This is a genomic window from Chitinophaga sp. CC14 (assembly GCF_048957795.1).
In the GTDB taxonomy this organism is placed as follows: Bacteria; Bacteroidota; Bacteroidia; order Chitinophagales; family Chitinophagaceae; genus Chitinophaga; species Chitinophaga ginsengisegetis.
This window is the reverse complement of the sequence record NZ_JARBFY010000005.1, coordinates 1,976,704-1,989,228: the sequence shown is the minus strand read 5'-3', so window position 1 is coordinate 1,989,228 and position 12,525 is coordinate 1,976,704. Positions and strand designations below refer to the sequence as shown.

Annotated in this window: 13 protein-coding genes; 7 read left to right on the top strand and 6 right to left on the bottom strand. The window is 44.6% G+C overall.

Features of this window, described 5'->3' with window-relative positions:
• Position 1 precedes the first annotated feature (1 nt).
• Positions 2–664, bottom strand: a complete 663-nt coding sequence (locus PV783_RS27500) for a carbonic anhydrase (protein WP_079470443.1) — start codon at positions 662–664, stop codon at positions 2–4.
• Between the two features lie 256 nt (positions 665–920).
• On the opposite strand from PV783_RS27500, the gene PV783_RS27495 reads away from it, so the two are divergent.
• Positions 921–2,564 carry an ABC-F family ATP-binding cassette domain-containing protein gene (locus PV783_RS27495; RefSeq protein ID WP_079470442.1) on the top strand — a complete coding sequence of 548 codons (1,644 nt, stop codon included), beginning with the start codon at positions 921–923 and terminating at the stop codon, positions 2,562–2,564.
• Between the two features lie 76 nt (positions 2,565–2,640).
• On the opposite strand, the gene PV783_RS27490 is transcribed toward PV783_RS27495, so the two are convergent.
• Positions 2,641–3,036, bottom strand: a complete 396-nt coding sequence (locus PV783_RS27490) for a response regulator (RefSeq protein ID WP_079470441.1) — start codon at positions 3,034–3,036, stop codon at positions 2,641–2,643.
• Positions 3,037–3,473: 437 nt separating this feature from the next.
• On the bottom strand, positions 3,474–4,436 hold the full coding sequence (locus PV783_RS27485) for a hypothetical protein (protein WP_079470440.1): 963 nt from the start codon (positions 4,434–4,436) through the stop codon (positions 3,474–3,476).
• Positions 4,437–4,574: 138 nt separating this feature from the next.
• Between PV783_RS27485 and PV783_RS27480 the strand changes: the two genes are divergently transcribed.
• The 3 genes from PV783_RS27480 to PV783_RS27470 are packed head-to-tail and all read left to right on the top strand — an operon-like array spanning position 4,575 to position 6,569.
• Positions 4,575–5,267 (top strand): ribonuclease H-like domain-containing protein, encoded by a 693-nt coding sequence (locus PV783_RS27480; protein WP_227024494.1) that lies wholly within the window; start codon positions 4,575–4,577, stop codon positions 5,265–5,267.
• Positions 5,268–5,295: 28 nt separating this feature from the next.
• The gene (gene holA / locus PV783_RS27475; protein WP_111577714.1) at positions 5,296–6,291 is read left to right on the top strand and encodes a DNA polymerase III subunit delta; all 996 of its coding nucleotides are present in this window, start codon (positions 5,296–5,298) and stop codon (positions 6,289–6,291) included.
• Between the two features lie 8 nt (positions 6,292–6,299).
• Positions 6,300–6,569 (top strand): hypothetical protein, encoded by a 270-nt coding sequence (locus PV783_RS27470; protein ID WP_420990364.1) that lies wholly within the window; start codon positions 6,300–6,302, stop codon positions 6,567–6,569.
• Here the strand turns inward: PV783_RS27470 and PV783_RS27465 are convergent.
• The gene (locus PV783_RS27465) at positions 6,566–7,504 is read right to left on the bottom strand and encodes a bifunctional riboflavin kinase/FAD synthetase (protein WP_079470436.1); all 939 of its coding nucleotides are present in this window, start codon (positions 7,502–7,504) and stop codon (positions 6,566–6,568) included. The two genes, PV783_RS27470 and PV783_RS27465, sit on opposite strands and share 4 nt — an antisense overlap.
• A 137-nt stretch (positions 7,505–7,641) precedes the next feature.
• Between PV783_RS27465 and PV783_RS27460 the strand changes: the two genes are divergently transcribed.
• Positions 7,642–8,817 carry an AIR synthase related protein gene (locus tag PV783_RS27460; protein WP_079470435.1) on the top strand — a complete coding sequence of 392 codons (1,176 nt, stop codon included), beginning with the start codon at positions 7,642–7,644 and terminating at the stop codon, positions 8,815–8,817.
• Between the two features lie 303 nt (positions 8,818–9,120).
• On the opposite strand, the gene PV783_RS27455 is transcribed toward PV783_RS27460, so the two are convergent.
• A complete protein-coding gene (locus PV783_RS27455) occupies positions 9,121–10,809 on the bottom strand; it encodes a TonB family protein (RefSeq protein ID WP_420990363.1) in 1,689 nt (562 codons plus the stop codon).
• 2 nt (positions 10,810–10,811) lie between these two features.
• On the bottom strand, positions 10,812–11,177 hold the full coding sequence (locus PV783_RS27450; RefSeq protein WP_079470433.1) for a BlaI/MecI/CopY family transcriptional regulator: 366 nt from the start codon (positions 11,175–11,177) through the stop codon (positions 10,812–10,814).
• Positions 11,178–11,330: 153 nt separating this feature from the next.
• On the opposite strand from PV783_RS27450, the gene PV783_RS27445 reads away from it, so the two are divergent.
• Positions 11,331–12,026, top strand: a complete 696-nt coding sequence (locus PV783_RS27445) for a cell division ATP-binding protein FtsE (protein ID WP_079470432.1) — start codon at positions 11,331–11,333, stop codon at positions 12,024–12,026.
• 148 nt (positions 12,027–12,174) lie between these two features.
• Positions 12,175–12,447: a 30S ribosomal protein S15 gene (gene rpsO / locus PV783_RS27440; RefSeq protein WP_079470431.1), complete on the top strand. Its 273-nt coding sequence runs from the start codon at positions 12,175–12,177 to the stop codon at positions 12,445–12,447.
• Positions 12,448–12,525 lie beyond the last annotated feature (78 nt).

The window sequence follows — 12,525 nt, the reverse complement described above, 5'->3', positions numbered from 1 at the left end:
ATTAGTCGTTGTCTTTTTGCATCAGGCCGGAACCTGTTAAGTCATAAATCTTCTGAATTTCATGCAATACACCTTCAAAGTCTATTTCCAGGTCTTTCAGCATGCCGTTTTTCAGATCATACACCCAGCCGTGTACGGTAGGGAACCCTTTTTCCACGTATGATTTCTGCACCGCTGCGGTTTTGATCACGTTGATGCATTGTTCCTGTGTATTCAGTTCAACGAGGCGGTTGTAGCGTGTATGCTCATCCGTTATAGCGTTGAGTTCGTCCATATGGAGGCGGTAAACATCGCGGATGTTGCGCAGCCAGGGGTTGAGGATGCCGAGGTCTTTCGCCTGCATGGCCGCCTTTACGCCGCCGCAGTTGTAGTGACCGCATACAATGATATGTTTTACTTCGAGATGTACCACCGCGTAGTTGATCACACCCATCACGTTGAGGTCGGTGTTGGGAACAAGGTTGGCAATATTGCGATGTACAAAAACTTCACCTGCTTCGAGTCCCATGATTTCATTGGTGGGAACGCGGCTGTCGCTGCAGCCAATATACAGATAGGCTGGTTTCTGGGAATCGGCCATCTTCTCGAAAAACTCCTCGTCCGTGGCCATTTTGGAAGCTACCCAACGTTTGTTATTCTCAAATATCTCTTTATATGCTGTCATGCGGTTCCATTTTTATGCGCTAAAGATACGTATAGAAAGCATATATGAGACAACTCTTTCATGATGAATGGGTTAACAGCAGAAGAGGAATGACCGCTTTTGCTTACTGCTGATAAGGTTAGGCATAGTGAATGTATAAAATGCTGTTACAAAGATGATTATCATTGTTTTTTTATCGATATGTCTGGTAGGATGTCTTCTTGGAAACCCCGCATAAAATCAGTACCTTTGCAGCTTCAAAATTTACATAGCCAGCATGATCAGTGTTAAAAACGTAACGCTCTCTTTTGGTAAGAGAGTATTGTTTGACGAAGTAAACCTCAATTTCACAAAAGGGAACTGTTATGGTGTGATTGGGGCCAATGGAGCAGGTAAGTCTACTTTTCTGAAGATATTGTCCGGTGAAATAGAACCGAATAAAGGTACTGTGGAAATCACCCCCGGTGAGCGCATGAGCGTGCTCACACAGAACCACTTTGGGTTTGACGAGGTTACCGTACTGAATGCCGTATTGATGGGTAATAAGAAACTTTGGGAAATAGCGCACGAAAGGGACACTATTTACGCCAAAGAAGACTTTACCGAAGAAGACGGTATGCGCGCAGGCGAACTGGAAGCTGAGTATGGCGAAATGGGCGGTTATACCGCAGAAAGCGATGCGGGCGTACTGCTGAGCGATCTGGGTGTGAAGGAAGAAATGCACGGCACGCTCATGAAAGACATTGCCGGTAGCCTTAAAGTGCGGGTACTGCTTGCACAGGCGCTGTTCGGTAATCCTGATATCCTGCTGCTGGATGAGCCTACGAACGACCTTGATGTGGAAACCATTGGCTGGCTGGAAAACTTCCTGGCCGACTACGAAAATATCGTGATCGTTGTATCCCACGACCGTCACTTCCTCGATGCCGTATGTACGCATGTGGCAGATGTGGACCGCGCGAAGATCCAGATCTTCAGTGGTAACTACACCTTCTGGTACGAATCATCACAGCTGATGGCCCGCCAGATTGCAGATAAGAACAAGAAAATGGAAGATAAGCGTAAAGACCTCATGGACTTTATCGCCCGCTTTAGTGCCAACGCCTCCAAAAGTAAACAGGCTACTTCCCGTAAGAAAGCCCTCGAAAAACTGGTGGTGGAAGATATCCAGCCTTCTAACCGTAAGTATCCGGGTATCATCTTCAAGCAACAGCGCGAAGTAGGTAACCAGATCCTGAACGTAGAGAAACTGGAAAAACTGGTGGATGGCCGCAAACTCTTTACAGATGTTACTTTCTCCGTTAACAAGGGAGATAAGATCGCGTTCCTGTCTAAAGATCACCTGGCACTCACTACCTTCTTTGAAGTAATCAACAATGAAGCAAAGGCCGACAGCGGCAAGTTTGAATGGGGTACCACTGTTACCAGTGCCTACCTGCCAAACGACAACGCTGCCTTCTTTACCAATAAAGACCTGAACCTGATGGATTGGCTGCGTCAATACGTACCACCACATGTAACTGATGTGGATGAGCCGTTCCTGCGTGGCTTCCTCGGTAAAATGTTATTTGGCGGAGATGAGATCATGAAGAAAACTTCCGTGCTGAGTGGTGGTGAAAAAGTACGTTGCATGACCAGCCGCATGATGCTGCAGGATCCGAATGTGCTGATACTTGATGAGCCTACCAACCACCTGGATCTGGAATCTATCCAGTCTTTCAACGAAAGTATGATCAACTACAAAGGCGTGGTGTTGTTCACTACCCATGACCATACCTTCATGCAATCAGTAGCAAACCGTATTATTGAACTGACGCCTAAAGGCATCATCGACAGATTGATGACCTTTGATGAGTACCTGGCCGATGAACGTGTGAAAGCACTGCGTGAAGAAATGTACGGCAGCGCGGTTTTAGCGTAAAAGATAAATAGCTGAAAATAATTGAAGCGAATGATCAACCGATCATTCGCTTCTTTTTTAATGGTGTTTTTATATCTTACAGATACTCCTCTATTACTTTCAGTTTATTCTTATCGAGCGGTTTTGTAATGTACGCCATCAGCTCCGGCGTATGCTGCACTTTTTGCATATCGCGTACATCCACAGAGGAGGAGCACATAATAATCGGGATGGTACTTTTAAGAGAAGTTTTCAATCCTCTGTATGCCTCAATAAAATCCCAGCCATTCATTCGCTGCATATTCATATCAAGAATGATAAGAGAGGGTAAGGTAGGCTGAGGGGTACTGGAAAGCTGCTCCAGGGCCTCTTCTGCACAGAGAAAAGAGGTAACTACCAGGTGATCGCTTTGGTGCCCCAACATTTTTTTGATGATGAAATGAAATATTTCATCGTCATCTACAACGTACACTATTTTATTCATGTCTTCCATGCTTCAGTTTTAATTGGGCTTCTTATCTTATCCGATAATAACAAAAGGTGCACAAGAGACGATGTCAAGAAGCGAATTATCTGGGACCGTTTTCTGTCAAATAAAGGACGTTGACTTCAGGGATAACAAGCTGCTGAAATCAATCTCCTTAATTGTAAACACGGGCTAAACCGGCATTATATGCCTGTCACATTCTCTTCTTAAGCATTGGTCAAGGGAGTGCAGTGGCCTCCGGCTATCTTTAATTGTGAAGCAAAGAACGTTAATTTAATTTTATTTTTATATATATCTTTTTGGCAATAACTAATCATTAACAAATCAGATAAGCGAAAAAAACACCATGAACCCGCTGTAAAACCGCTATAAATGCGAATGGCCGGAGCGAAAGAACGTACTTTCACTCCGGCCATTGCCTTTATCACTAAAGCTGATTGCTACTAAAACAAGCCGCCTTTTTTCAATGTTACTTTACCTTGTCCGATTTTGAAACCATTGTGATAGATTTCAACAGCATAATCGCCTACTTTGAAATCGGAGTTCTGTTTCCAGTCCATACTTACTGTTTGTTTCTGACCAGTAGTGTAAGCAACTGTTTTCTTAGCAGTATATAATTTCTCGGTACCATCTTCCAGTGTGAAACGGCCGGAACCCAGCGCTTCTACAGCCAGAGGAGCTCCATCGGGAGCAGTGATGGCTACAAAAATTTCTTTGTCACCGGTTGGTGCAATGCGGTTGTCGTCCAGGTCAAAGATAACCCGCATCATATCTGCGCGTTTTGCTTTGCTGGTTTCCACTTCTTTACCGTTGTTCTTTACACGGATCGGTAACAGTTTAATGTTGGATGCGTGCAGTACGGAACCCAGGTCTACTTTCTTGTTAAGACTATCCTTCACAGTAGACACAGAGTCGCGCTCTTTACGTGCATAATCTCTTTCACCTGCCAGCACTATTTTTTCACCTTCAAGGCGTTCAATAGTTTCTGAGTAACCTTCAATATTGGATTTCAGCTGCTCAATCAGGCGACGGGCCTCCGCCAGCTGTGCCTGCGTAGCATTTTTATTGGTCAGGATGCTGGAGATCCTGGCTTTCATATCCTGTATTTCTTTATCTTTTGTTTTAACCAGGCTGTCCATCCGGGTGTTCTGCGAAACCAGATCATCCAGGCGGGCATTGGCTGCATTGTATTCCTGTTGCAGTGCATCACGGGAAGAAGAAATCGAATCTATCTGGGTACTTTTTTGAACGATTTGCTCATTGGATTTATTTTTATCGTACAACATATATATCCAGGTACCCGCTAATGCTGCAATTAAAATACCGTAAATTAGACCGTTCCGGCTACGTGGTTTTTCTGGTCCGGGTGATCCCGGTGCAGGTGAATTAAAAGTGTTCTCCGTCATAGTTGTGAGTTTTATGTTTATTGTTATATGGTTAAAAATTGTTATTCAAAAGTACTTATAATATTCATATTTTATAAATAGCTATAAAACTGTTTTTCAATCGTGCTTCCAAATATTGCATTAGATCAATTATTACTGTTGGACATAGAAACAACACCGGCGGCTCCAGCTATAGAGCACTTATCTGAAGACATGCAACAGCTCTGGCGGGAGAAAATTACAAAAACTGCGCCAGTTTCGGGAAATGAAGATTCAGCATACGCTGACAGGGCTGGCATCTACGCTGAGTTTGGGAAAATTGTGTGTATTTCGGTAGGCTTCTTCAGTCTCGAAAATAACAGGTACCAGCTAAGGCTGAAATCGTTTTATGATGATGATGAAGCAGTTGTGCTGTCAGGATTTTTAGAATTAATCAATAAATTCTATGCGAAATACCCCCGGTTCCAGTTTGCCGGGCATAACATCAAAGAATTTGATATTCCTTTTATTTGCAGGAGGTCTGTTATCCATCAGTTATCTTTGCCACAGCCTTTACAGTTGCACGGATTTAAACCCTGGGAAATTCCCATGCTCGATACCCTGCAACTGTGGCGCTTCGGGGACTTTAAACATTATATTTCCCTGAAACTCCTGACCGCCGTAATGGGTATTGATACACCCAAAGACGATATAGACGGCAGCATGGTAGGCAAGGTATACTGGGAGGAAAGAGACCTGGAACGTATTGCCGCCTATTGCCAGAAGGATGTACTGGCGGTAGCACAGCTGCTGCTGAAATTCAAACGTTTACCGGCATTGACACAGGAAGATATTATCATCGTAAAAAAATAGTCTTAAAAAGACGAAAAGCATTCTAGTAATGGAGTACCAGGATATCATCAGGGATTGGAAGCAACAGAAATTCAAATCATTATACTGGCTGGAAGGAGATGAAGACTTTTTTATTGACCAGGTTACCAGCTATGCAGAGCATGAGCTGCTGCCTGAATCAGAAAGAGGCTTCAACCTCACCGTCCTTTATGGAAAAGATACCGACTGGAGCCAGGTGATCAACGCCTGCCGCAGGTACCCGATGTTTGCGGAAAGACAGGTGGTACTCCTCAAAGAAGCCCAGGCCATGCGCGACCTCCTGAAACTGGAAACCTATATCGATAACCCGCTTACCTCCACCGTGTTTGTAGTGGCGCATAAACAGGGCAAAATAGATGGCAGGAGTAAAATGGCCAAGCTCATAAAGGAAAAAGGCGTACTCCTGTCTACCAAAAAATTATATGATAACCAACTCCCCACCTGGGTGGAAAGCTATGTGAGCAGCCGCGGACTGGCCATCTCACAAAAAGCGGCTATCCTCCTGGTAGACCATATCGGTAATGACCTGTCGCGTATCTCCAATGAAATAGATAAGCTGCTGGTAAACCTCCCGGCCCAGAAAAAGATTGATGAAGGGGATATTGAAAAGTATGTGGGCATCAGCAAAGAATACAATGTATTTGAATTGCAAAACGCCCTGGGACAGAAAAATACGGCCAAAGTATTCCGCATCATCTCTTACTTTGCCGCCAATCCCAAAGCAGCGCCTATCCAGATGACACTGCCCGCATTGTATAATTTCTTCGCAAAAGTAAACCTCATTTTCAGTGTAAAAGGAGGAGAAAAGGAAGTAGCCACTGCGCTGGGTGTACATCCTTTTTTTGTGAAGGACTATATGAACGCTGCCCGTCAATACGGACCCGAAGGAACCGAAAAAGCTATCTTGCTGTTACATCAATATAACCTGCGGAGTATAGGCATTAACGATAGTGGTGTGGAAGACGGGGAACTGATGAAAGAACTGATGTATAAGGTGATGAATTAATTATTTCTATGGCTCTTGGGGTAAAAAAGATATTCAGGTTGCTGTTTGGTCTGTTGTGTTTCTGCTTAAGTAGTTTCTGCGCGCTGATTGTGCTGATGAATATTATTACTATTCATAAGGGAAGCATCGGTGTGGATTTTAGAATGAGCACCAACACCGCATTGGTGATGTGCTTTTATGTGATCGCTTCTGCTTTTTTCCTCTGGCGTGGGGTCCGTTTAATGAAACCTCCTAAAAAGAAAGAGGAAAAGACGGAGCTGCTGGGAGAAGAATTCTAAATCTTCGCCAGGATCTCCTTCGCTTGTGCAGAATCCTTATCCATCTGCACTATCAGGGCATCTATATTATCAAATTTCAGGTTGGACCGGATGTATTCTACAAAGTGAACGGTCAATTCCTGTCCGTAAATATCTTCCTTAAAATCAAAGATGTGTACTTCCAGGCGCAGATCAGTGCCATTGAAAGTAGGGCGGAAGCCGATGCTCATAACGGCGGGTAATAATTCGCTGCGGCCGCTGAGCTGTGCATTTACGGCATAAATCCCTTCAGCGGGAATCAGCTTTCTTTCATCTGTCAGGTGCAGATTTGCGGTTGGATAACCCAGCTGCCGGCCCATTTTATCCCCATGCACCACAGTGCCGGTTAAGAAATAAGTGTAGTCCAGTAATTCATTGGCGAGCCGGATACCGCCTTCCTGCAGGCTTTTGCGGATCTTCGTAGAACTCACCGTAAGATCATGCACTACCTGTTGCGGAATTTCTATCAGGGTAAAACCATACTGCTGCTGTTCTGCTTCCAGCAGTTCCAGTCCACCTTCCCGGTTATGACCAAACCGGTGGTCGTAGCCTATGATAATGGTATGCGGCTTGAAGCGCGCTACCAGGAAGTCTTCCAGGTAACTGCGGGCGGGCATCTCAGAAAATTCTTTGGTAAAAGGTACCACTACCAGGTGATCGATACCGGCACGTTCCAGCAAGGCAATTTTTTCAGGCAGGGTAGTCAGCAGCCGGATGTTATTGGGTTTGGGTTGTAATACTTCCCGCGGATGCGGATCAAAGGTAATGATCACGGTTTCTCCACCGCAGGTATCGGCAGCCTGCTCCAATTGTTCAATAATGAAGCGGTGGCCTGCATGTACTCCGTCGAAAGTGCCTATCGTGATAATAGCATTACGGAATTCCGGTAAATGGTCTAAGTCCCTGTGAACCTGCATATAAATCAATAACTATCAAAATCGCCGTGCAAATCTAACACATTCGGCGGGCATTCTGCATGGAATCTGTTACTTTTGCAGCCTGAAGAGCATCTTTATTTAGTTTATTTTTTATTTACATATTTATTTATTTCCCGGTGGATAATAATATTTACGCCAAACGTGGTGTTTCAGCAGGTAAGGAAGATGTGCATAATGCCATTAAAAACATTGATAAGGGTCTTTTCCCCAAGGCATTCTGCAAAATTGTACCCGATATTTTAGGGGGCGATGAAGCCTATTGCAATATCATGCACGCAGATGGCGCCGGCACCAAATCTTCCCTGGCTTATATTTATTGGAAAGAAACCGGTGATCTGGGCGTTTGGAAAGGCATAGCCCAGGATGCAATTATCATGAACATGGACGACCTGCTTTGTGTGGGCGCTACAGATAATATCCTCCTTTCTTCCACCATTGGCCGCAACAAACAATTGCTGCCGGGTGAAGTAATTGCCGCCATCATCAATGGCACGGAAGAAATCCTGGCAGAACTGCGGAACCACGGTATCAGTATTTATTCCACCGGTGGGGAAACCGCCGATGTGGGAGACCTGGTACGTACCATCATCGTGGATTCCACTGTTACCTGCCGCATGAAACGCGAAGATGTGATCTCCAATGATCGTATCCAGGCGGGAGATGTGGTAGTGGGACTGGCATCGTACGGTCAGGCCACTTACGAAACAGAATACAACGGCGGTATGGGCAGTAATGGTCTTACCAGTGCCCGTCACGATGTATTCAGCAAAGCTATTGCGGAGAAATACCCCGAAAGCTTTGATCCCAATATTCCTTATGAACTGGTATTCAGCGGTAAAAAATCGCTGACAGATAAAATAGATATTCCGGGCTTTGGCGCCGTGGATGCAGGCAAGCTGGTATTGTCGCCCACCCGCACCTATGCACCGGTGATCAAGAAAGTGCTGGAGCAATTCCGTCCGCAGATCCACGGGATGGTGCATTGCAGTGGCGGCGCTCAAACCAAAGTGCTGCATTTTATCGAGAAACTGCATGTAATCAAGGATAACCTGTTCCCGGTACCTCCGTTGTTCAGTCTTATCCAGGAGCAGTCCGGTACCCCCTGGAAGGAAATGTACCAGGTATTTAACATGGGCCACAGGATGGAACTGTATGTGCCGGAAGCAATAGCCGCCGACATTATCAGCATTTCCAAAAGCTTTAATATCGATGCACAGATTATAGGCAGGGTAGAGGCCGCTGAAGAGAAGAAAGTGACGGTGAAAGCGCCGGCCGGTACTTTTGTGTATTAGGAAGATAGTGTTAAAAAAGTATCCTGTTCACCGGCAAAGTGGGCAGGATTTTTTATTCATAGTGTATGGGGAGTGTATTGGAAGTGTATCATGAGTGTATGGTGAGTGTATGGGAACAGTATAGGGAGTGTATGGGGAGTGTAGGGGGACTGTATAGGGAGTGTATGGGGAATACGACACATAGACGAGTCCTAAGTATCCAAGAAGTATCCAAGACATATCGGAGAAGTAATAACCATATTTTAATAAGAAAGGCCACCGTTTTAACCGGTGGCCTTTCTTCATTGATTGTTTATAGTTGTGTTAGTTTTGTAAACTAAACCTGATAGGAAGATTGAACTGCACAGCTACCTGGTGTTCGTTTTGCACGCCTGGCTCCCATTTCGGCATGGCTTTAACTACTCTTATCGCTTCATCTTCAAGGCCATAGCCTTTCTTTGCACCCACTGTTTTCACATCACGGATGCTGCCATCTGCATCCACAACAAACTGCACAAAAGTGGTACCGCTTATTTTGGCTTTCTGTGCCTCTTCCGGGTAACGGATGTTTTTATTGAGATATAGTCCGAGCGCATTATCACCGCCTGGAAATTTCGGAGGATGTTCAACGAAGGTGAATACTTCATTATTATTATTGTTAGGTGGCGGGAAGTTCACGGTTTGACTACCGGGTTTGGGCGCCTGTTTGCCGGCATCCAGCATGAAGCGGATGGGCAGGTTAAACTGTACAGATACCGTTTTCCCCTGGTGTTTTCCAGGTACCCACTGCGGCATTTCCTTTACTACGCGGATGGCTTCTTCAGCAAGACCAAAGCCCGGATTTTTTCCCACGAGGCGAACATCCGTGATATTACCTTCTTCGTTTACCACATAACTTACGAACACGGTACCGGATATATTTTTTTCCTGTGCAGTTTTTGGATACCGGATGTTCCTGGAAAGATACTTTGCCAGCGCTTCCTCACCACCCGGGAAAGAAGGGGGCTGCTCTACAAAAGTGTAAACGTTCTCTTTCGTTTTGTTCACCTTCTTCACAGGTGTAGTATCCATTGCAAGGGCGGAGGGTACCGCTGAGGGGGTGGGTACAACGGTGTTAGTGGCGGCAAGCGCCGGAATGGCGGACGGACGCTTATCGGCCACAAATGCAAGAGAGCAGAAAATGAATGCAGCCAGTGGCAGCACCATGATGCGTCGCAGGTAACTGAACCTGGGGGTGTGGAATTGTGTCAGCATAAGAATTCTTCTTTTTATTGGCGGATGGAAAAAGTCGTTCGTAATACTGAATTGTTTGCTTTGAAAGGCCATCTGGAGGATGGTTTGGGCGTAGCCGGCTATTTCTTCTCCGGCCGCTTTTTTATCGGCCAGGAATTCATGCACCAGCGCCAGTTCCCTTTTTATCAGGTGAAAGAAGGGATTGATCCAGCACACGGCCGTTACCAGTTCCATGAACAGTTTATCTGTGCTGTGTTTCTCCTGCAGGTGTACCAGTTCATGTTTGAAGATCTGCTGCCCTTCGGGCGAATTCAGCGAAGTTTGATGATCCCAGAAAATATAGCTGAAGAAAGAGAAGGGCGCTTTGATATCCTTGTTTTTTACAAACCGGTAAGGGGGAATTTCCTGTACCTGGCTGCGGCGGATCAGGTTTTTGATCCGGAAAAGACTGATCACCGTTCTTGTCAGCAGCAACCCTATCACCGCGATGTATAATGTGTTAAGCACTGTGCCGGAGCTGATCCCCGGGCTTGCTGATATCACGGTTTCGCGGATATTAACAATACGCGCGGTATAAGATAATACTGCAGAGGATTCGGTTGCCTGACCAGGCAGTGGAATCTTCAGGAGTGGTGTGAGCAGGGAAATCAGGGTGATGAGTACTAGGTAGTACCGGTTCCATTGATGGAAGCGGTTATTACGCAGGGCAATATAATAGTAGCCGTATAAAACGGCAGAACAGATGATCACTTTAGAGAGATAGGTGAGCAGAACTGTCATGGTTAAGGTTTTTGGGCTGCTTTAATTTTTTGTACCAGTTTCTCCAGTTCAGCGATACTCAGTTCTTTCTCTTTCACAAAAAAAGAAACCATGTTGCTGAAGGAGCCGTCGAAATAGCCTTTTACAATATTGTTGACCGTTTTGTGGCTGTAAGCGTCTTTGGTAACAAGGGCAAAATACTGGTGTGATTTACCGTAGGCTTTGAAGTCAACAAATCCTTTTTCAATCAGGATTTTCACGAGGGTAGATACGGTATTGTAATGTGGTTTTGGTTCCGGCATTACTTCTATTATATCTTTCACGAAGGCGGGTCCTGTTTCCCAGAGTGCCTGCATGATCTGTTCTTCTGCTTTGGTGAGTTGTTTCATATATCTCGTTTATAAAACCAAGTTAAAACTAATTATTTAGTTCGACAACTATTTTTTTAGTTTTAAAGAGATGGATATTTGATATATTATCACAACGAGTTATTTTTTAATTAGTTATTTTTGTCCGCACAGACCGTAAAAAACAGAAAGGACATGACGCCTGAACAACCTATCATACAATTAACAAACGCCAGTATATACCAGGGCCATTCATTGATATTATCTGATGTGAACATCACGGTGAATAAGGGTGAATTTGTGTATCTCATTGGTAAAACCGGTACCGGGAAATCCAGTTTGTTAAAGACATTGTATGGCGATTTACCTTTAAATGATGGCACAGGACAGGTGGTTGGTTTTGATCTCAAGAAGATGGATTGGAAAAAAGTGCCGTATCTTCGCCGGAATCTGGGTGTGGTATTCCAGGATTTTCAGTTATTAACCGACCGCAACGTGCATGATAACCTGAAATTTGCGCTCCGGGCAACCGGTTGGCAGGATCCAAAGGAAATGGAGAATAAGATCACGGATGTACTGGAAAAAGTGGGGTTGGGTACCAAAGGCTTTAAGATGCCGTATGAGTTATCGGGAGGAGAGCAGCAGCGTGTAGATATTGCCCGTGCTATGCTGAATTCGCCAAAACTGATCCTGGCGGATGAGCCTACAGGTAACCTGGATCCGGAAACTTCCGATGGTATTATGCAGCTGTTATTCCGTATCTGCCGCGAAGGAACCGCCATAGTGATGGCCACACACGATTACATTGTATTACAGAAATTCCCGTCGAGAGTACTGCGTACAGAAAACGGGCATGTAACGGATAATGCAGCTGTGAATTTCTCTTCTTAGGAGTTGTTGAGAAAGAAAATCTTACAGATGTACATTATCCCTCATTTATTATTAATTTCCGGTTAATTGGTAATTCCTATTTTTTAAATTACCTTTGCACCGGAAAAATAGCGACAAAAAACATTATTATTACTTATTATTTTTAAAGATGTCTTACTTAACTGTTGAAAAGAAAGCCAATATTTTTAAGGAATTTGGTGGAAGCGAAAAAAATACAGGCTCTGTGGAAGCACAAATCGCACTGCTGACTGAGCGTATCAACAGCATTTCCGGTCACCTGAAACAAAACAAAAAAGATTTTTCTACCCACCGTGGTTTGATGAAGATGGTTGGCCAGAGAAAGCGTTTGCTTTCCTATTTATCTAAAACCAACCTCACAGGCTACCGTGCCCTCATCGAGAAGTTAGGTATCAGGAAATAACCATGACTTAATTATAGCGCTATTCCCAACTTATATGGTTGGGAATAGTTTTTTTGTATGTATACCTTTTGTTGTTCT

What these genes read in the sequence shown, in the direction of transcription:
- PV783_RS27450 (WP_079470433.1), bottom strand. Translation starts at nt 11,177, where the DNA reads ATGAAACAACTCACCAAAGCAGAAGAACAGATCATGCAGGCACTCTGG.
- PV783_RS27490 (WP_079470441.1), bottom strand. Translation starts at nt 3,036, where the DNA reads ATGGAAGACATGAATAAAATAGTGTACGTTGTAGATGACGATGAAATA.
- holA (WP_111577714.1), top strand. Translation starts at nt 5,296, where the DNA reads ATGGAGTACCAGGATATCATCAGGGATTGGAAGCAACAGAAATTCAAA.
- PV783_RS27455 (WP_420990363.1), bottom strand. Translation starts at nt 10,809, where the DNA reads ATGACAGTTCTGCTCACCTATCTCTCTAAAGTGATCATCTGTTCTGCC.
- PV783_RS27470 (WP_420990364.1), top strand. Translation starts at nt 6,300, where the DNA reads ATGGCTCTTGGGGTAAAAAAGATATTCAGGTTGCTGTTTGGTCTGTTG.
- PV783_RS27495 (WP_079470442.1), top strand. Translation starts at nt 921, where the DNA reads ATGATCAGTGTTAAAAACGTAACGCTCTCTTTTGGTAAGAGAGTATTG.
- PV783_RS27500 (WP_079470443.1), bottom strand. Translation starts at nt 664, where the DNA reads ATGACAGCATATAAAGAGATATTTGAGAATAACAAACGTTGGGTAGCT.
- PV783_RS27465 (WP_079470436.1), bottom strand. Translation starts at nt 7,504, where the DNA reads ATGCAGGTTCACAGGGACTTAGACCATTTACCGGAATTCCGTAATGCT.
- rpsO (WP_079470431.1), top strand. Translation starts at nt 12,175, where the DNA reads ATGTCTTACTTAACTGTTGAAAAGAAAGCCAATATTTTTAAGGAATTT.
- PV783_RS27445 (WP_079470432.1), top strand. Translation starts at nt 11,331, where the DNA reads ATGACGCCTGAACAACCTATCATACAATTAACAAACGCCAGTATATAC.
- PV783_RS27485 (WP_079470440.1), bottom strand. Translation starts at nt 4,436, where the DNA reads ATGACGGAGAACACTTTTAATTCACCTGCACCGGGATCACCCGGACCA.